At 33.1% G+C, this 20,957-nt stretch carries 11 protein-coding genes and 1 pseudogene; 7 read left to right on the top strand and 5 right to left on the bottom strand.

What is annotated here, in order from left to right; all coding sequences use genetic code 11:
- Positions 1-353 precede the first annotated feature (353 nt).
- Complete coding sequence (locus tag K5X82_03715; protein QZT38013.1) at positions 354-3,173, top strand: insulinase family protein; 2,820 nt, start codon at positions 354-356, stop codon at positions 3,171-3,173.
- A 132-nt stretch (positions 3,174-3,305) separates the two neighbouring features.
- On the opposite strand, the gene K5X82_03710 is transcribed toward K5X82_03715, so the two are convergent.
- Positions 3,306-4,241: a WYL domain-containing protein gene (locus K5X82_03710; protein QZT38012.1), complete on the bottom strand. Its 936-nt coding sequence runs from the start codon at positions 4,239-4,241 to the stop codon at positions 3,306-3,308.
- A 199-nt stretch (positions 4,242-4,440) separates the two neighbouring features.
- Between K5X82_03710 and K5X82_03705 the strand changes: the two genes are divergently transcribed.
- Positions 4,441-4,971 carry a dihydrofolate reductase family protein gene (locus K5X82_03705; protein ID QZT38011.1) on the top strand — a complete coding sequence of 177 codons (531 nt, stop codon included), beginning with the start codon at positions 4,441-4,443 and terminating at the stop codon, positions 4,969-4,971.
- Positions 4,968-7,223 carry an excinuclease ABC subunit UvrA gene (locus K5X82_03700; GenBank protein QZT38010.1) on the top strand — a complete coding sequence of 752 codons (2,256 nt, stop codon included), beginning with the start codon at positions 4,968-4,970 and terminating at the stop codon, positions 7,221-7,223. Before K5X82_03705 ends, K5X82_03700 begins: the two co-directional genes overlap by 4 nt.
- A gap of 75 nt (positions 7,224-7,298) precedes the next feature.
- Here the strand turns inward: K5X82_03700 and K5X82_03695 are convergent, their stop codons facing one another.
- On the bottom strand, positions 7,299-8,504 hold the full coding sequence (locus K5X82_03695) for a transposase (protein QZT38009.1): 1,206 nt from the start codon (positions 8,502-8,504) through the stop codon (positions 7,299-7,301).
- Between the two features lie 408 nt (positions 8,505-8,912).
- Here K5X82_03695 and K5X82_03690 point away from each other — a divergent pair, with 408 nt between their 5' ends.
- On the top strand, positions 8,913-9,446 hold the full coding sequence (locus K5X82_03690; protein QZT38008.1) for a hypothetical protein: 534 nt from the start codon (positions 8,913-8,915) through the stop codon (positions 9,444-9,446).
- Positions 9,447-9,598: 152 nt separating this feature from the next.
- Here the strand turns inward: K5X82_03690 and K5X82_03685 are convergent, their stop codons facing one another.
- Entirely contained in the window at positions 9,599-13,615 is a 4,017-nt protein-coding gene (locus K5X82_03685; protein ID QZT38007.1) for a response regulator, read from the bottom strand.
- Positions 13,616-14,142: 527 nt separating this feature from the next.
- Between K5X82_03685 and K5X82_03680 the strand changes: the two genes are divergently transcribed.
- The 3 genes from K5X82_03680 to K5X82_03670 are packed head-to-tail and all read left to right on the top strand — an operon-like array spanning position 14,143 to position 19,715.
- A complete protein-coding gene (locus K5X82_03680; protein QZT38006.1) occupies positions 14,143-14,823 on the top strand; it encodes a hypothetical protein in 681 nt (226 codons plus the stop codon).
- A 27-nt stretch (positions 14,824-14,850) separates the two neighbouring features.
- The gene (locus K5X82_03675) at positions 14,851-15,741 is read left to right on the top strand and encodes a hypothetical protein (GenBank protein ID QZT38005.1); all 891 of its coding nucleotides are present in this window, start codon (positions 14,851-14,853) and stop codon (positions 15,739-15,741) included.
- Positions 15,742-15,749: 8 nt separating this feature from the next.
- Positions 15,750-19,715 carry an SUMF1/EgtB/PvdO family nonheme iron enzyme gene (locus K5X82_03670; protein QZT38004.1) on the top strand — a complete coding sequence of 1,322 codons (3,966 nt, stop codon included), beginning with the start codon at positions 15,750-15,752 and terminating at the stop codon, positions 19,713-19,715.
- A 161-nt stretch (positions 19,716-19,876) separates the two neighbouring features.
- Here the strand turns inward: K5X82_03670 and K5X82_03665 are convergent.
- Positions 19,877-20,503: pseudogene (locus K5X82_03665) on the bottom strand (IS630 family transposase).
- Positions 20,485-20,868, bottom strand: a complete 384-nt coding sequence (locus K5X82_03660; protein ID QZT38003.1) for a hypothetical protein — start codon at positions 20,866-20,868, stop codon at positions 20,485-20,487. Before K5X82_03660 ends, K5X82_03665 begins: the two are co-directional and overlap by 19 nt.
- Positions 20,869-20,957 lie beyond the last annotated feature (89 nt).

Genomic DNA, 20,957 nt, shown 5'->3' with positions numbered 1-20,957 from the left:
AATTATTCTGGTGCTTAAGTTACTGATAATAATAATGTGTAGGCTTTTATTTATATCATAAATAAAAATAATTTATATATTTTGTAATTATACCGTTTAGGGATATACTAATTTAGATGAGTGGTGGAGTATTGAATCAACCTTTCTGGTTATTGCTTTTATCACAAGGAGTCATTTTTTATATGTTTTAATCATTAGGTTAAATGATATAAATTTAAAAGGATAATAATATAAGTTACATACCTTTTAAATTAAAATCATATTATATTTGATTTTAATTAAAAAATGTTAATTTAAACCTTGGTTTAAATGACGTATCCATTTGTGTGGATATTTGACTAAACAAAAATTGTATGAGAAAATTATTAAGTTTATGTGTCGTTGTATTATCCTTATGTTCTATTACAACCGTACAGGCACAAGTGTCGATGGATTCGCCACTACCATTAGAACAGACTATTCGAAAGGGAGTACTTCCTAACGGATTAACGTATTATATTCGTCATAACGAAGAGCCAAAAGAGAGAGCAAGTTTTTATATTGTTCAGAATGTTGGTGCGCTTTTGGAGAATGATGATCAAAATGGTTTAGCTCACTTTTTAGAGCATATGGCTTTTAATGGTACTGAGAATTTCAAAGGTAAAGGGGTTTTAAATACCTTACAAAAACATGGTGTAGAGTTTGGTCGCAATATCAATGCATACACTGCGTTTAATGAAACGGCTTATAATTTAAGTGAAGTACCTACAGGTCCGAAAGGTTTAGTTGATACTTGTCTTTTAGTTCTACATGATTGGACTAATTATCTTCTTTTGACTGAAGAAGAGATTGATTCAGAGCGTGGTGTGATTTCAGAAGAGTGGAGAACACGTCGTAATGCAGGTTTTAGAGTTCGTCAGCAGTTTTTTCCTGTGTTGTTTAAAGATTCTAAATATGCGGTACGTGATATAATTGGAGACTATGATCTAATAAATAATTTTGAGTATAATACACTTAGAAATTTCTATCATGATTGGTATCGTACAGATCTGCAATGTATCATTGTTGTTGGTGATATTGATGTAGAGGAAGTTGAAGGTAAAATAAAGAAAATGTTTACAGAAGTGCCTGCTGTTAAAGATGCAAAGCCTCGCCCATTCTTTGAGGTACCTGATCACAACGAAACTTATTTTGTTCAAGCTTTGGACAAGGAGATGTCTCGTACATCAGTTACGATGTATAAAGTGCAAAAAAACACTGCAAAGAATCCAGAAACGGTAATCGATTATCGTAATGATATGGTAACTAGCTTGATGAATCAGATGTTAGGTGCTCGTATTTCTGAATTGATTCAAAAAGGGAATCCACCTTTCATCTATGGAGATGTATCTTTGAGTGGTTTCGTAAGAGGTTATGATGCTTTCTCTGTTTCATGTGGTATAAAGCCAGGAGAAGAGAAAAAAGGTTTTCAAGCAATTCTTAATGAATGGGAACGTGCAGAAAGATTTGGTTTCTTAAATTCAGAGTTAGAGAGAGCAAAATTGAATATTTTAAGTGCATTAGAGTCTCGTTATAAAGACAGAGCTAAAATATCAAATGACTCTTATTGTCGTGAGATGCAACAGAATTTCCTCACTGGAGCAGCTGTTATTGGTATTGAAGGAGAGTATCAACTAGCACAAGCATTGCTACCATCAATTACGGTAAAAGATGTCAATGCATTGATTGAAAAATGTAGTGAAGAAGGAAATAGAACTGTAGTTGTTTCTGGACCTACTGAGGGAGAGAAACATCTGACAAAAGAAGAAGCTTTGTCAATGATTACAGCTGTAAAAGCAGCGAATCTTGAGCCTTATAAAGATGCGGTAAGTAACGAACCTTTAGTTGATGAAACAAAGGTGAAAGCAGGAACAATTGTTTCAGAAAAAGTTCTTCCTCAATTTGATGCAAAAGAGTGGACCTTATCAAATGGTTCAAAAGTGTATTATCGATTTGCTGATATTGATAAAGATAAAGTGTCATTAGTTGGTTATAGCTGGGGTGGAACATCAATTGTTAGCGATATAAAAGAGTTACCATCAGCTTCTTATGCAAGTAGTTTTGCAGAAAACTATGGTGCAGGGAATTTCGATGCGATAGCACTAAAGAAAATGTTGACAGGTAAACGTGTTGGTGTATCAATGAATATTAATGATCTACAGGAAAAAATCCAAGCGAGTAGTGTTCCTGCTGATTTTGAAACAATGATGCAGTTGCTTTATTTGAAGTTCGAATCTCCTCGTTTTGACAAAGATGCTTTTGATGCGTTGAAATCTAGATATGCTGCATTTGTTGCATCGTTATCAAATAATCCAGATGTGATTAAAAGAGATTCAATTTCATTGATTACCAATGATCATAATCCACGTGTGATGAATTTAAGCCCAGCTTTTATTGAAAGTCTAGACTTCGATATGATGAAGAAGACTTATCTTGATCGTATGCAGGATGCAAGTGATTTTACTTTTGTACTTGTAGGTAATGTAAAAGAGGACGAAGCAAAAAAGATGGTATGTAAGTATATTGCTTCTTTGACTTCAACAAATCGTAAAGAGAAATTTGTGGATCGCAGAGTGACTTTCCCTAAAGAAAATGTTGAGACTGTTATTCCAATTAAACTTGAAACTCCTAAAACAACAGAATATATGGAGTTTAATCAATATATGCCTTACTCTGCACATAATGATCTTTGTATGGATATCGTACAGGCTGTATTGGACCTTCGTTTTACTGAAAAGGTGAGAGAAGAAGCAGGAGGAACTTATGGTGTTGTTGTAAGGGCTTCTTTTAGTCAATATCCTAAGTCTCAAGCTTCTCTATTGATCAGGTTTGATTGTAAGCCCGATCGTTCAAAAGAGTTGATGGAGGTCGTTAAAGCGCAAATCACTCAAATGTTGAAAGAGGGTATCTCAGAGGAAGACTATAATAAGACTGTGAAGAATATTCAGAAAAATCTAGAACAGGGTAAGAATCACAACTCGTATTATGCAAATGTCATTTCAGCTTATGCTGTGAAAGGTATTGATAAAACAAGTAAAAAGAGTGATCCTGAAGTTGTTTTAGCAAATACATCTAAGAAAGATGTAGAGAAATTTGCACGTAAATTCTTCAAGAAAGCAAAACGTATTCATATTGAATTTGTTCCTGAACAATAATCAATAATACGTTATCACATATTACAAAAAGCTATCTCTTCGAGATGGCTTTTTGTATTTGATGAATCTGTGTTCTCACTTGAGCTGATCAAATGTAGATTGAAGATGGATAATATTGTGATATTATTTAGATCATTCGTATAGGCATAACGATCTTTCAAGATTATCTATCATTTCTTCCCTTAAACGATCGGGCTTTATTACTACTACCTCTGGTCCATAACTAAGTAATTCTTTTAATAGATCATAGGTTACACATATTTTGTATTTAAAAGTCGTCCACCCATCTTCATCTTCGCACATTGTCTGAGTCTGATGAAGAGGTTTTGTTTCAACGAATTTAGCTTGTCTTTTAGAACATCTTATTATCACCTCTTCTGGTTTTTTATTATTGCTTCCAAATATGCCGATACAGTGATCAAAATAGTGAACTGCCTCCTCTCTAAATTGGTCATTAAATGTTTGATTATTGTATACTTTGACCTCTTTTAAACGATCAAAAGCATAGGTCCTTAATGCTCGTTTGCTTTTGTCCATGGCGATAAGATACCATCGCCCTTCCCACTCCTTGACAAAGTAGGGTTCTACAAGCTTATTCTCTTCTTCTTTATAGAATGAATGATAGGTTATCTGTGTAATAGACTTCTTTTGACATGATTTCAAAAGAGTCATGAGAAATTGTGTGCCTAAACGGTCACGTTTTTCGAAGTGAAGAAACTTACTAAATCCATGATCCGTTCTCATCACATCAATCATATTAAACATCTCTACAATTCTCTGCTGTTGTTCCTGACATATTGCTTCATCTTCAGGAAGGTGTTCTATGGCATAGCCCTTATAACTGTGTGAGTATTTAATGTTAACATTCATGGAACGTAGTTCTTCAATACTTCTATCTATCGATCTGCCTGATATGGAAAGAAGCCCATCTTGTCCTTCAGGTGTTTGTTTTAGATATGTTTCTAGTTCTTTTTTGGAGATAAATTCTCTAGGTTCGCCATTTCTGTCAAGTTTGTTCTCTAGATAACGAACAATGGCACACATCCGGATTAAACTATAGTTTCTCATTTTGTATCTTGTAATTGGTAGATATTCTGCAAATGTTATCCATAAGTTTATTACATAGCTGTAATTGATAGATTCGCGATAGAATTATAAGTGAATATAGTAACTATTTGTTGAGAAAGTATAATCAGGTAAATTTTGTACAATGATAGAATAAACATATTCTAGATCTTTGCCGTTCTAAATAAAAAAACAAATCACAATGAGAAAAGTAATTCTGTATATTAGTATGAGTCTTGATGGATATATTGCGACAAAGAACGATGATATTTCATGGCTAGACCAGGTTATGGTAGAAGGGGAGGATTATGGTTACAATGACTTCTATAAAGATATCGATACCTATATCGTAGGGAAAAATACATATGATGTTATTTTGACGCTAACAGGGGGAACGTTACCTCAAGCTAGGAATTTAGACTGTTATGTGATTACACGACAAAATATTGAAAAACAAAAGAATATTACCTTTTATAACCAAGATATTGAGTCTTTAATTGTAGACTTAAGATCAAAAGAGGGAAAGAATATTGTTTGTGATGGTGGAGGACAAATCGTCAAGCTTCTTATGGAAAAGAATCTAATAGACGAGTATGTCATAACTGTTATTCCTACTATTCTTGGAGATGGAAAACGTCTGTTTGTAGGAGGAGTTAATCCAATTGATCTTAAGGCTCTTCCTTGCAAATCTTTTGACTCTGGTGTGGTACAGCTTCATTATGTGAAACAATGAGTAATATTATAATAAAAGGAGCAGAACAAAATAACCTTAAGGGGTTTGATATTGAGATTCCTCGCAATAAGATTGTAGTATTTACTGGTGTTTCAGGGTCTGGGAAATCATCATTAGTTTTTCAAACAATTAATGCAGAGGCACAAAGACAACTGTATGATACATTTAGTAGTTTTGCTCGAAGTCGTCTACCTAAATATGAACAGCCTGCATATGATGTGATAGAAAACCTATCCCCAACGATCTTAATGGATCAAAAACGTTTTGCAGGAAATGCACGATCGACAGTTGGGACTACTACGGAGATCTATACATATTTGCGACTACTATATTCAAGAATTGGAGTCCCATCTATTGGAGCATCTAATCTTTTTTCTTTTAATACACCAGAGGGGATGTGTAATGAATGTAGTGGAACAGGAAAAGTTACTCGTCTTGATGTAAACTCGATCGTTGATTGGAATAAAAGCATTAATGAGGGAGCGATAGTATTTGAAGAATTTCGTGTCGGAACAATCTATTGGAAACAGGTTTTACTCTCTAATTTATTCGATTTTGATAAGCCATTAAAGGAATTTAGTGATCAAGAGATTCATGATTTTCTTTATGCAAAATCGATAAGATATAAAATGGGGGATGAGGCTGGTTTCATGAATGGTAATTACGAAGGGATATATCGTAAGATTTGCCGGTTGTATTTAAATAAAGATATTGCATCGCTTTCGAAAAAGAAGCAGGATATTATTACGCGATATATCAATGGTTCTCCTTGTAATGTTTGCGGTGGTGCTAGAATTAACCAAGGTGCATTGACTGTGAAAGTTAATAGAGCTAATATACATGAATTGTCTCAAATGCAATTAACCGAACTCTATGAGTTTATGCAAACGGTTAAGGATGAGACTGTTTTTACGGTAACGAATCAAATTATCGATCGTTTGTCTCATCTTATTCACATAGGCGTTGGTTATTTAAACTTATCAAGAGAAACAGGTACATTATCAGGAGGAGAAGCACAAAGGGTGAAACTAGCAAAACAGTTAGGTTGTAGTTTGACTGAAATGTTATACATCTTAGATGAGCCTAGTGTAGGGCTTCATCCTCGTGATGTACATCTTGTAAATGAGTTATTACAGAAGTTAAGAGACAATGGAAACACAGTGCTCGTTGTCGAACATGACCCTGATGTAATTAAGATTGCTGATCATGTGGTTGATGTTGGCCCAATGGCAGGATCAAAAGGTGGTGAAATTGTTTTTGAGGGGACTTATGAGAAACTGAAAGATGCTGATACAATTACCGCTCAGTACTTAAATTTAGATATAGTATTAAAGGAAAATGTCCGTGGTCATAAGGGGTATTATGCCGTTAATGATGCCAATACAAATAACCTTAAGAATATTTCTGTAGAAATCCCCAAAGGTGTTTTAACTTGTATTACTGGTGTCGCAGGTTCAGGTAAAAGCAGTTTGATCCATAAGGAGTTTTTAAAACAACACAAGGGAGCAATAGTAATTGACCAAGCTCCTGTAGGGCAATCCGAAAGATCTATTCCTGCTACTTATACAGGTGTTTTTGATTTAATCAGGAAGTTATTTGCTAAACATACCAATGGTACGGCGCCTATTTTTAGTTTTAATTCTACCGGTGCTTGCCCAAGTTGTAATGGGTTAGGCTATATAACCATTGAAATGGCTTTTCTCGATTCAGTAAAATCAACATGTGAGACCTGTAAAGGAATAAGATATAAAGATGAAGTACTAAAGTATCGTTATCAGAATAAAACTATTGTTGATGTTTTAGATATGACTATTAATCAAGCAAGAGTCTTTTTTACAGATCTAGAGATTAAAAAACGATTACAATTGATGGTTGATGTTGGTTTAGGTTATCTAAAATTAGGACAACCTTTATCAACTCTTTCTGGAGGAGAATGTCAAAGGATTAAATTATCTAGAGAGTTACATAAAAATAGTAATATCTACGTCTTAGATGAACCTACTACTGGTCTTCATATGTCAGATATTAAAAAGGTCAATCAGATATTGGATCGATTGGTTGATAATGGTAACACGGTTGTGGTAATTGAGCATAATTTGGATGTGATTTGCAATGCAGATTGGATCATAGATATTGGTCCCGAAGGTGGTGTTGCTGGTGGCGAAGTCGTTGTAGAAGGAACACCAAAGAGTATTGTTACGTGTGAAAACTCATTTACAGCCAAGTATCTTTCCCAATATTTTCGTCAATAATATACACGGCGAAATTGATAATACATAGAGTTGGTATTATTTCGTGTGTTATAGTTAACAATACTTCGGGAGTTTTTAGGCGGCATTTGTCCCATATAATCGGATCTTTTTTATCACTTTCTGTATTTTCTGCAAGTTAGTATTTACCCCAATTTTAGATAAAAACACATTTAGCATTAACTCATTAAAATTCAGCTTCTTGATGTTGTTCAATGAAAAAGGGGATTGCTGTATACTCTCTTGATCTAGCCAATCAGCTATCTTAGCTATATTCACTGATGTCATAGACATATTAAAGTGAAAGTGGAGTTTGTTTTCACTTTGAGCCTGACAATCATTCAATCCGGTGTATTGCTTTGCATCTCTGTATATAAATTCTATTTGGAAACGCTTCTTGTAATAATCATATATCTTTGTTGGCTCTAAATTAATGTCTGTAGAGAAATACATTTTGTAATCCGTTTTCCCTTTACCATTTAAAGATTGATAATAAGCAAGACGTATTTTTCTCTTCAATGAAATCGAATATACAACAGCTGAATATAAGGTATAAGTTTCTGTTTCCTCTACCAAATCAAAGTATTTTTCATCAATCTCTTTACAGTTTACTTTATCACCATACACTCTAGGTCTCCCTCTTTTACCAGTCTTTGATCCCGTATAATAATATTTAAGATGAGCATTACAACGAAGACGAGACACAACATTTACTTCATGTTCTATCATGTTAGTTATGAACTTTCTATTTGAAAACCACGCATCTACAACAAGATATTTAGATATCTTTTTAAGCGATGATATCCTTTCAGTCATCACACTAATATACCAGTCATTTAGATTCTGCTTTGGCTTGGGTATTGTTTGAACAGCTTCAAGATGAAAGGCTGTGTTTTTAACAACATCTACTGCTGCAATACCTCCAATCTCTAATCCTCGTTTGGCCTTTCCTGCACACCCTGACCAGAACACATCCATTCCTGCAGTACGTTTGCCAGACTTATTGATGTATGAAGGATCAAAAGCTATAACATATTCAGAACACTTATTTTCTTCAAGTAGATAATAGTTAAAATTCAGAAAGTCAAAACGTTTTTCAAATTGATTCCTATAAGTTTTTTCATTTTTAGATCCATAACGAGACAACTGTAAAAAGTTTATTTTTCCCATAATACTTAAGAATAAATAAATTGTCTCAATCATAAAATTACGTCTTGCCAAACCAATATCTGACATCTTGGAGAGTGTTCTAGAAATACATTCCTTATATATCGTTTTTTTCATCAGTAGTCAACTTAAATATTGTAATTTACACATATATAAGATACTGAAAATTAATGATACAACAAAATAATTCAACTGATAAACAACTGACTATTAGTTGTTTATATGGAAAACTACCGAAGTATTGAGTTAAGTATAATGTTTATAAAGAATATTTTGTCGTGTATTTTAGTGTAATCTATTCTACGATGTAATAAAGAGATATTAATCCTCCTTAGTCGTGCCCAATCATAGTGTTGGGTACGATTATCTCTATCCTTAGTTGATTGAGGATAATGTCGTTGTTTCTGATTTTATTAGAGATAGCCTAAACATATTTTGATTTTTATTGTTACATATAGTACGAAAATATCCCATGTTAGTTAGGAAATTTAGATAAGATTAGTATTAATTTTTTAACCATGGAAAATGAGAAAAACTATATTGTTTACCATATTGTTATCGTTCCCTTTTTTATCAATAGGAAAGGGTTTAGATAATTTCCGAACTGAAAACAGCCAGATTATTTGGGAAGCACGTTTTGAAACAATACACTCAATCGAAATAACAAAAGATTCTCTTTTTAAAAAGTTTACTCAATCAGGGTATGATTTTGAGAATAATAAATCCAATTTTCATTGTAATGATGTCTTTTTTGATTACAGAAAGACTAATGTTTCGCGTTCCAAGTGTCCTATTTATCTGTTGCAAATGAAAGCTAACTTTGATGTTGAGATCCTCTTTGATAAATCGTATTACTATGTGAAGATAAGCAAGATTGATTTAGTTGAATTTAAGTCAATTCCTTCTTTGAATCACAATTATCATGATCATATTATCCATCATTCTTTAGAAGAGCTGGCTCTAAAAAAGAAAAAGAGAACATATAAAAGACGCTTTGAGAAGTACGGTTCTGAGATAATTAATCAAACTCTGATAGAACTATTCGACTTATTCAAGTAGAATAGGCATAGATTTGATGATCTATTGGGCGTTGAGAACTATGTTTCGGTAACACTATACCAAGAATGAACTATCATGATCACTTTGTTTAGTGTTACGTTTAGAATGCTTATTCAAGCATCGGTGTTCAAGTATGTCTTGTTATACAATTTTTATATTACAATGTTCTTCGCATACTCTGAGGGGCTTAGGTTATAGATCTCTTTAAATGCTTTCCTAAATTGGGATGCACTACGGTATCCAACCATCGTACATACTTCAGATATTGAATGTTTGTGTGATTTCAATAATGATTCTGCTTTTTTTATTCTAAAGCTTTTCAAGAAATCAATTGGGGATTGTCCCGTTAGACCTTTGAATTTCCTGTAAAATGTTGCTTGGCTCATTCCAATTTCTTTTCCCAAAAATGAAATTGAGAAGTTACTATCACTATAGTACTTATTTGTTATTTTCCAGACTTTTTCAAGAAATTTTTTTTCTGGTAGATCTATATTGTTATCATGATTGACAATGAATTTTTCTGATAAAAGGTTTTCTTGTAATTTTTTTCTGTTTTGAATCAGTGCTTCTACTCTTGCTTTTAATAATTGAGAGTTATATGGTTTTTCTATATAGTCATTGATCCCTAATTTGAAACTTTCAACTTGAGATTCTACATCACTCTTGGCTGAAAGTAGTATGATGGGGATATGAGAAAAATTTTGATCTTTCTTTAATGCTCTACATAGACTAATTCCATCCATTCTAGGCATCATGATATCCGAAATAATTAAATCTACGTCATTATTCTCTAATTTATTAAGTGCATCTCTACCATCCTTTGCAAGTTCAATAGAATAATTTTCAGATAATAGTTTGCATAATAGAGATGAAATTTGAATGTTGTCTTCAACAATTAAAAGAGATGGTACCCCTGTTTTTATTAGTGACATAGGGGAAACGATATGATTTGAATCAATCCTTATTGGATGGGAGTAAATATTGTTAAGTTTTGTTTTATTATTGTTCGAGGCCCCTAGTTCTTTGTCCTTCTTGAATAATTCCACAGTAAAACAACTCCCTTCTCCGATAGTGCTTTTTAGTGTTATTGTTCCTCCATGTAGATCGACCAAAGATTTAACAATTGCAAGCCCCATACCATGCCCTTTTGCATAATTTGTTTCAGATCTGAAATAACGTTCAAATACTTTATCTTTGTCTGCTACTGTAATTCCACAACCTGTATCAATAAATCTAAACCTTACACTTCCTTCATTTTCCACAATAGAAACAGTGACTTTTCCATGGTTCGGAGTATATTTTATTGCATTAGAAAGAAGATTTGTCATAATCTTTTCGAATTTGTGTTTGTCAATAAGTAAGAATAACTCATTACTGTTGCTGTCTAACTGCAAATGAATCCATTTTAAGGATGCTTTAAATTTAAAGTTATCTATTAATTGTTTCATTAAATAAATGCAGTCACAATTTGCATAGTTTAGCTGTAATTCTCCTTGAAATGCTTTTTTAAAATCAACAATGTCATCAACATGGTTCATCAGCTGGATTGCATTTCTTTGAATTGCTTCGAGTGAATCCGATTTGTTTTGATCCTCTTTATTTAGAAAATCAACATGTCCGATGATAAGAGATAATGGTGTTTTTAATTCATGAGAAATATTTGTGAAGAAATTAAGTTTTTCTTGATCTGCTTTATGTAATTCATGAGATATATTTTTTATCTCCTCTTTTTGTCGGTTAACTTTTATGTTTTTATCTTTTAGTTCTAATGTTTTATTTTCAACCTCTCGTTGTAATTGTATGTTGTGTCGGTTAATCTTATATTCACGATATTTGATAATTGAGACAATTAACAAAATACTTAAGAGTATTACCATAAAATAAAACCAATTAGTACGATAAAATGGTGGTATTATTATAATGGATAATTGTCTCTCTTTTGGGTGAAGAGTTTGACTATTTTGAATCCTTAACTTGTAGTACCCCGGAGGAATCTTAGTGAATTTTATGACGTTATCCATCCTATCAGCATTCACCCAATTGTCTTGAAATCCTTCTAGTTTATAACGATAAGATGCTGTGGTATTTGTTATCGGACGAATAAAAACCTTAAAAGAAAAAGTGTTTTGATCATGTTTAAGCTTAATCTCAGATACTTGATCAAGAGACTTTAATAGAATATTATTATCTTTTTGATCGTATCTAAGCTTTTCGCCTATTAGGTACATTTCTTCAAAAGATGGTTGTTGTTGTGAATAGTTATCCCGAATCTTTGAGGGATCAAATGAGATAAAACCATTATATCCACCAAAGAATATTCGTCCATTCCGATCCATATATTGTGCATTATCTAGAAAAAATCGGTTGGGAAGGTAGCTCGTAAAATGCATTGATTCTGTTTCAAGAAATGTTATTCCTCGGGCGGTACTAATCCATAGGTTCTCATCTTTATCAGTATAAGTTGCATAGACTATATTGTTTGATAAACCGTCTTTTTGATAAAAGTTGTCAACCTTACCACTCTTTTTATCTATTCTAGATAATCCGGATGCTGTTGCTGCCCATATATAATCTTTTTGAGCGCTTAAATGAAAGACTTTTTGGTCACAGACTTCATAAGTCTTCATCGTTTCTTTGTTTTCCAGACTCGAAGGGTGTGACGTGAGGTTCAACTGTAATACACCTCTAGAATTTGTTGCGAGCCAAACATATTGCGAATCAAAAAGTATGTCTCTTATACCGATGTTCGATTTAGACTTGTAATTGTAATGTGTAACCTCTTTGTCCATTAAGTTGATGGATAAAAGACTTGTTCCTCCAAGCCATATATGGCCTTTTTTGTCTTCTTTAATACTCCATATTCCAATAGGGAAAGGAATATTGTATTCATGTTTTAAATTAATAGGAGTTTTATCGCCAACCTTTTTTAAATAAATTCCATTTTTTGTCCCAATCCACAGGTTTCCTTTACTATCTTCAAATATTGCTCTGATGGATTTTATATATTGTCCAGTCGAAAAACAGTTAATGTATTGATTGTCTTTTTCAGTATAGTATCCAATTCCATTATCCTCGTAACCAACCCATATCCGATTACTTTTTGTTTGACAAAGGGCACGAACCAGAGGAATACTATTCGTCCCAACCATTTTGCTATAAGGGTAATAGTGGTAAAATTGATTATTACTTCGTTTGAATATATTTAGACCGTTGTTATATGTTGCAATCCAAACATCATTATGTTTGTCAATCATGACATGTTTAACTTGGAATCCATGAAAATCAAATTTATTATTGGGGGTATTATTTATAGTTTGAATATCCTGTTTTTTTGAGTCTATACAGTATAGTTTTCCTCTAGATGTAATCCAATAGTTGTCGCCATCAAATACTAAGTCTGTATTTTTAGACAACATCTCTTGTCGCCATCTTTGCTTTTTAGAATTAAATTTCACAATTCGAGTTGTTGTTCTCGTTTTGGGATCAAATAATGAAACGTCATTGGATGATAGTAAATGAATCTTCTTTTTGCTTGATAAATAAGCAGCTATAATGTTTTGATTGTGGTAATAACTTATGCTTTTATTCAGCGCACCTTTTTTGTTATAGAAAAGTATGCTCTTGGAGGTGATAATTACAATTGTATCTGTCGAATATTCAAATTGTGATATAACTTTTTTACTCTTTAGAATACGTTTTATGTGGTTGTTCTTTATATCAAAGTAATAGTACTTTTCTGAAGATGTAAATCGTATATTTCCATGATCATCTTCAATGATATTCTTAATGGATCCTTGTCTACAAGGAAATATTGAGTCTGGAAATTGGTCGAATGATTCTTTTTGAGCATCGAAAAAGTTCAAGCCACCATTTCTAGTAACAGCCCATATATTCCCTTTTTTACCTGAATATACTCCCAATACATTATTTCCTTTTATTGAGCCAGGCTTATTACCTCTTGGGATAAAATGTTTGAACTCCTTTCCATTATACCTGTTAAGCCCATTTTGTGTTCCCATCCATATATAACCACGATCATCTTGTGAGATGTTAAAAATTCTATTTGAGGATAGTCCTGATTCAACAGTTAGATGGTCAAAATATAGATGTTGAGACATCACTTGGTCCTGGATTAAAACTAATAGAAAGGCAAAAAGAAATGTTCTCATATAAGTTAGTTAAATCGATTGTCTCGAAACTAGTCATTATTCATTCAAACACAAAATGGTTTTAAGTCATGAATTAAAAACGGTGATCATTGAAATAAAAACAACGGCATGTGTTGAGCTGGATCTCTATTTTAGTACTTGTAGAAAAGGCGATAGCATTTCATTAGGTTTTAATCGCATTAATATGAAACTGTTGTGATAATATAGAACTTTTCATGAGTCAATATTTAAGAGCAAAAGGAGCTATTATATTATTGAATGATTGGGATGAAATGTCCTTAAAGTGAGGATGAATAGGGATAGCTCTCATTTGTGTTCTATTGCCTGATATTTTAATATGTAGGAGCATTTGTTACAAGAGTGTTATTGATTAAATATAGAGTATTAATTCGATGCTCTTTGATTTAATTTCATAGGAATAAAGTAATGGCAGATAAACATGTATCCTATTATTCTTGTATTGCATGTTGCCTGTATGATAAGTTGTATTCATTTAATTAAGATATAAACGACGAAATAACGATAAAATGAAGAACGTGTATTTAAGATTATCCATTTTAATTTTTATTGCTTGTTGTAATTGTGATCTGTATGCTCAGGTAAGGGATCAATTTTTTACCTGTAGAAATGAAGATTACTATAGCAACGGTAAGTTCGACTCAGAAAAGGCAAAAGATGCTGTGATTACACTTTGTAAATATCATGGTTATCCAATACACCCCAATTTTCGAGAAAAATTAAAAGTGAGTGACTATGGAGAAGGTCGATTTGCTGAAATGGGGATTGCAGTCAATATGGTTGTGAACAATCAAGAAGATAAGTATATGTTAATGGAAATTTTTCTTCTTCCTGGTCAAATGCTTCCAGAACATCGCCACCTTAAAGGAGACGATTTGCCAGCAAAATTAGAAGGTTGGTTTATACGCCATGGCATGAGTTATATTGTAGGTGTTGGCAAGGATAATCTCGATAAATTCCCTGATATAAAAATCCCATATTGTCATAATGAGGCTACCACAAAAACCAAACATGTATATCCCGCATATCCAGGAGATTTTACTAAACTACTTAAAGAAGAAACTCTTCATTGGCAGTTTGCAGGCAAAGAAGGGGCTATCATGTCGGAAGTTGCAAATGTTCATTCTTCACCATTAGTGAGACATGCTGACCTTGAAGCTAGGATATATTTTCTCAATAGAGCCAAATAAAACTATTAAACGATAAAAATAATTTAAATGAGAAAGATTTTTGAAGGGATTGTGATTCTTTTTATTGCTATAGGCACCATTCGAGCACAATCCAAAACAATAGTAATGGCTGGTTCTGGAAATCGAAAGATTATAAAAGCAACACGAAGAGGTAAAATATTATGGACCTATGAACTAGAGAAAGGGCACGAATGTAATTGCGTTTCGGAATTGGATAATGGGAACATTCTATATTCATATAAAAAAGGTGCTGCTGAGATCACTAAAGATTATCAAGTAGTTTGGAATTATAAAGCGCCAATTGGAACAGAGGTACAGTCAATCTCGTTAACCAATGAAGAGAATTATCTGGTAGGACAATGTGGCTCTCCAATGAAGGTTTTAGAGATTAATAAGAAGGGAAAAGTAATCTTTGAGATGTCTTTTGACACAAAGCTGAGGAATCCTCATGCTCAATTAAGACGTGTGAGAAAAACAGAAAAGGGGACATATATTGTACCAGTTAGAAAAAAACGTACAGTTTATGAATTTAATAAAGAGGGGGCTATTATAAATGAAGTCTATGTTGGGGGAGTTCCTTTTGCAACTGTTGTACTGAAAAACAATAATTGGCTTGTGTCTTGTGGAGATGGCCATCGTCTGATTGAAATTAACCCATTGACAAAACAGATTGTTTGGGAGGTAAAAGAGAATGATATCGAAGGGATCTCACTTAGATCCGTAACAGAGGCCATAAGGCTAAAGAATGGAAATACTATTATATGTAATTGGGGGGGGCATGCGAAGAGTCTAGAGCATCAAGTCCAGGTCGTTGAGATTGATAAGCATAAAAAGGTTGTATGGAAATTACATGATAAAAAGAAATTTGGACAAATATCTTCTTTAGACCCATCATGGGATAAGGATAAAATAAGATAGTTATAGCTATGTGTAAAATAAAACTAACAACAATTCTATTAATCTTTATTGTTCCTTGTTTAACTACTCTTGGACAGAGCAATAAAAGTTGGAGTGAATATGTCATTACAACCAAGAAGAGGTTGCAAAATAATGCTATTAAACCTTGGACATATAAGTCTGGTCCGATTAAAAAAAATAAACCTCCAAAAAAAATAAAGATTGATATTCATAATCGACATAAAATTGTTCTTAAGAACAATGCAAATACGGATTTGTTATTGGGTAACGCGAAGTTAGTTACAAAGAACGGAAAGGAAATATTCATTGACCAGTTGAATATAAATGTTGGTTACAAGTCTAAGGTATACCTTAATGAAAATAGAAAATATAAAACTCCTAAAATAAACAAGACTACATTTAGTCATAGTATAGTGATCTTAGAGAGAGGTTATTTTGAACTAGTTTTAGATAATAAATATAGTTTTTTTGTTGCTGATATCGGGATCGAGAAAAGTTCGCCCCGTAAGACTAATGTTACTTCGTTAGAAGTGACTAATATATCTGTTTCGGATGAAATGGTAAACTTATATCGTCATTTCCCAAAAGAAACAGACAACTTGATGAATTATTTTAATCATGATCCAAGTTATTGGTTATTCAACAACTGTCTAGATGATTATAAAGAGATCTGTAATAGGTTGGTTAATAAATTAACAAAAAAAAATCTATTCAAGAAAAAACTTCATAATATTGAACAGTCTTCTATCGAAGAGCAAGAAAAGCAATATCTGAATTTGTTTACTCGAATTATGTCAGTATTTAAATTAGAAGAAGAGCTTAGAATTGTAAATTTGGAGGCAATAGAGCTTGCTATTATTAATATGAGTCAATATGATCAGTTTAATACAGAACAGGCCAACAAGGATCTTTTGTTTATCAAAAAACATTTAGAATCTACGAAGAAAAACATCTATTTCGAGGATCAAAAAGTAATTGCAATTGCCAATCAAATTCTTCAAAGAAAGAGACGTATTCTTTTAGCTAATCCATTATTAGATATGGATAAGGTTATTGTTGTGACACATCACCTTAAAGGTAATTCAAGAAGAGTAATGGCTCGCGAGATAGGTACACCATTTAAAAATTCTGCAGGAAATGGTTATATGCATCGGACAGGGTATGATTGTGAAATCTCTGAATTATATGATTTAGGTGGAACAGTTCAGAATCGTACTATTCTAAATCTGAACAATACATCACCCATAACGGATCTTCAATTGCATTGGGATGCCAAAAGAATATTATACTCAGCTGTCAATAAGAATATGAGATGGCAATTGTATGAAGTGAATATAGATGGGAGTAATAATCATAAAGTAACTCATGTTGATGAACCAGATATCGACTTTTTTGATGCAACCTATCTTCCGAGTGGAAAGATAATTACAGCATCTACTATCGGTTATCAAGGGGTTCCGTGTAATAGTGGCTCTGTGCCTGTGGCAAACCTGTGTCTTTATGATCCAAAAACGAATGATCTTCGTCGTCTCAATTTTGGACAAGACAACGATTGGAGCCCTGAAGTGATGAATAATGGACAAATCATGTACCTAAGATGGGAGTATACTGATAATACACATTATTTCTCGAGAATTATGATGCGTATGAATCCAGATGGTACAACCAAAAAAGAATTATATGGAAGTGGCTCTTTCTGGCCCAATACGATGTTTGACGCGAAGCCAATCCCAAATGGAGACAGTCAGTTTGTAGCTGTGGTATCTGGACACCATGGTGTGCCAAGAACAGGTCGGTTAGTGCTTTTTGATCCTACTAAGGGACGTCAAGAAGAAAAAGGTGTTATTCAAGAGATCCCTTATCGTAACAAGCCAGTGAAACCTGTGATTGGAGATAAGATTGTAGATGGAGTATGGCCTCAATTTTTAAAACCCCACCCTTTGAATGATAAATATTTCTTAGTCACTGCTAAGTTATCCCCAGATGGTTTATGGGGGCTGTATCTCGTTGATGTATTTGATAATATAACCCCTATTTCAGTAGTCGAAGGTAAAGCAATCACTGAGGTTATCCCAGTTTTAAAAAGAGATACACCTCCTATCATTCCAGAAAAAGTTGATGTTAAATCAAAAGAGTCAACAGTATTTATTCAAGATATATATGAAGGTTTAGGCACCCAAGGCGTTCCCAGAGGAACAATTAAAGGATTAAGGATTCTAGCATACGAATTTGCTTATAATGATGTAAAATCAAATTTTGATGCACATGGTATTCAAAGTTGTTGGGATATCAAACGTCTTTTAGGAACAGTCCCTGTAGAAAAAGATGGCTCTGTAATGTTTAAAATTCCTGCTAATGTGCCAATATCTATTCAGCCTTTAGATGAAAATGGGGCTGCAGTACAACTAATGAGGAGCTGGCTTACTGGTATGCCTAATGAAATAGTGTCTTGTATTGGGTGTCATGAAAATCAAAATAGTATTGCGATACCTAAAAATACGATTGCATCACAATTATCCCCTAAGATTATTACCCCCCCAAACGGAGGTGTTCGACCGTTCTCTTTTGAATATGAGATCCAGCCAATTTTGAATAAACGATGTATTGCTTGTCATGATGGGAGTCAAGACATTCCTGATTATAAAGATACTTCTATCGATAACGTGGTTCACTTTGGGAAAAGTTATTTAGCATTACATCCATATATAAATAGACAAGGTGCTGAAGCTGATATTCACACGATGAACCCAATGGAGTATCATGCGAATACAAGTGAGTTAGTGAAATTATTAAAGAAAGGACATCACAATGTAACACTTTCAGATAAGGAATGGCGAACATTATTCACATGGATCGATTTTAATGCTCCATATAATGGTTCATTTCAAACATGTAAATATAATGGGGTCGACCAATACAAAAGACGTCAGGAGTTGATGTCAAAATACAATAATATTAGTGTTGATTGGCAGGAAGAGACAGAGAAGTATATAGAGTATTTGTCTTCCTTAGAAAAAGATTCGATAGTCGTTCCACCTCCTTTAAAGAAGAAAAAGAATCACCGATCTCATATCCGACATTGGCCATTTAATTCTACTGAAGCACAGAAAAAGCAAGAGAGTTATTCTAGTAATATGCAAGAGATCGAAATTGCACCAGGAGTAAAAATGAATTTCGTATTAATACCTCAAGGGAATTTTGTTATGGGATCAGATGATGGAGATCAAGATGAATCACCAATGAGTGTTGTTAAAATCAAGAAGCCTTTTTGGATGGGACAGTTTGAAGTTACTAATGAACAATTCAAAACATTTTTCCCAAATCATGATAGTAGATTTATTGCACAATTATGGAAGGATCATACTACAGCTGGATATAGTGCAAATAAGCCAAACCAACCTGTAATTCGAGTGTCATGGAAAGAAGCAATGAAGTTTTGTGAAATACTTAGTAAAAAAATAGGAAAGGAAGTAACTCTTCCAACAGAATCTCAGTGGGAGTGGGCCGCAAGAGCTGGATCAGATAGAGCATTTTGGTTTGGGAATTATAACTCTAACTTTGAGAAATATGCTAACCTTGCGGATAAGCAGTTGAGAAATATGGCTGTGTGTGGGGTGAATCCAAAACCAATGACAGATGATAACACGAAACTACCATATTATGATTTTATTCCAAGATCATATTCTGTTGATGATGGAAGTATGCTAATGGTAAAAGGAGGCAAATATGAAGCTAATCCCTGGCGACTATATGATATGAATGGAAATGTTGCTGAATGGACGCGAACAAACTATGCGAACTATCCTTATGTTGCAAAAGATGGTCGGAATAACTTAGACATCTTAAAAGAGAAGGTTGTAAGAGGAGGTTCCTGGAGGGATAGATCGTCAAAATCAACATCATCATATCGTGTAAGTTATAAACCATGGCAGAAAGTATTTAATGTTGGTTTTCGCGTAATTATTGAGGAATAAAAAGATTTAGATATTTTTAGGAATGGTGAGACTTTATACAATCTCACCTTTTCCTTTATATTGTAAATTCATTTCTTTCCTTCTTCACTCCATATTATATAATTTAATAATCTTGAATGACCTGTTATGTTGAGAATAAATATACGAGACATAATAAGTACCTACGCATAATTAATGACGTATTTATTACCATAGGAATTCAGAATATTTGTTAGGTTGATAATTAAGGTTTGATAATTCTCATATGCAGAAAATCCGATCCAATAGTATTTAATGTGTTTCCACAATATCTCAATTATATTTAATTCTGGCGAATATGGTGTGATAAAGTATATGTAGAGATCCTCTTCTTCCCACTGCTCTATTTTAGCCTTAAATTTCTTAGATTTATGAATCGAGGCATTATCAAGGACAAGTATTGTTTTTCTTGTTATTTGATCACATAGTTTATCAACGAATTCAATAAATATATCAGTTTTTACGGAATCCTCATGTATTTCATATATCAATTTACCTTTTCTATTTACGGCTCCTATGACATTGACTCTTTTGCTTTTAGAAGAGGGCAATCTAATCTGATCACCTTTCTTTTGCCAAGCATATGGAATATATGGCAGCATGTTAAAATGACTTTCATCACAAAAATACAAATCGATGTAACCTACGTCTTCTAATTCCTTCAATGCCATAAGTTCATACTCTTTTATAGTAAAAGCTAAGGCATCTCTTTTATTTCTTAAACATCGTCTAACTCGATGCCAACTATATCCTAACTTTTTAAAAAATTCCTGAGTGTATTACGACTAACCGTAACATCATGATCTTCATTCAATTTGTTGAGTATCTGTCCAATATTTCGACTATGCTCTTTAATTGACTCATCGATATAAGCTTGATACGGTGTGAGTATATATTTCGGACCTCGACCTTTTTTTATCCTTAAAGACTTATACTTAGACTCTTCCCATGACGAAAATAATCGTTCAATTGTTCTTCTTGAGCTTTTCAATATTCCAATAATATCTGATATAGTATAACCTTCTGACGATAATAATAAACAATGACTTCTGTGACGCTCAACCTTATTATCCGAATTGTGATAGCGATTACGTAATTCTAAAACTTCTTCTTCCGTTAGTTCAATAAATCTCATAGTACAAAGAAAGACTTATTATTTTAATAATAAACGATACGTCAATATTTGTTATTAGGTACTTAATAAGATTTGATGTTTTGTTATTT

The sequence above is a fragment of the Prolixibacteraceae bacterium genome, assembly GCA_019856515.1.
Classification (GTDB): domain Bacteria; phylum Bacteroidota; class Bacteroidia; order Bacteroidales; family Prolixibacteraceae; genus Halosquirtibacter; species Halosquirtibacter xylanolyticus.
The sequence above is the reverse complement of the archived record's forward strand: the minus strand, read 5'-3'. Positions and strand labels throughout refer to the sequence as shown.

Excerpts from the sequence above, each read along its gene's own strand:
- K5X82_03715 (QZT38013.1), top strand. The coding sequence starts at position 354 with ATGAGAAAATTATTAAGTTTATGTGTCGTTGTATTATCCTTATGTTCT.
- K5X82_03710 (QZT38012.1), bottom strand. The coding sequence starts at position 4,241 with ATGAGAAACTATAGTTTAATCCGGATGTGTGCCATTGTTCGTTATCTA.
- K5X82_03705 (QZT38011.1), top strand. The coding sequence starts at position 4,441 with ATGAGAAAAGTAATTCTGTATATTAGTATGAGTCTTGATGGATATATT.
- K5X82_03700 (QZT38010.1), top strand. The coding sequence starts at position 4,968 with ATGAGTAATATTATAATAAAAGGAGCAGAACAAAATAACCTTAAGGGG.
- K5X82_03695 (QZT38009.1), bottom strand. The coding sequence starts at position 8,504 with ATGAAAAAAACGATATATAAGGAATGTATTTCTAGAACACTCTCCAAG.
- K5X82_03690 (QZT38008.1), top strand. The coding sequence starts at position 8,913 with ATGAGAAAAACTATATTGTTTACCATATTGTTATCGTTCCCTTTTTTA.
- K5X82_03685 (QZT38007.1), bottom strand. The coding sequence starts at position 13,615 with ATGAGAACATTTCTTTTTGCCTTTCTATTAGTTTTAATCCAGGACCAA.
- K5X82_03680 (QZT38006.1), top strand. The coding sequence starts at position 14,143 with ATGAAGAACGTGTATTTAAGATTATCCATTTTAATTTTTATTGCTTGT.
- K5X82_03675 (QZT38005.1), top strand. The coding sequence starts at position 14,851 with ATGAGAAAGATTTTTGAAGGGATTGTGATTCTTTTTATTGCTATAGGC.
- K5X82_03670 (QZT38004.1), top strand. The coding sequence starts at position 15,750 with ATGTGTAAAATAAAACTAACAACAATTCTATTAATCTTTATTGTTCCT.
- K5X82_03660 (QZT38003.1), bottom strand. The coding sequence starts at position 20,868 with ATGAGATTTATTGAACTAACGGAAGAAGAAGTTTTAGAATTACGTAAT.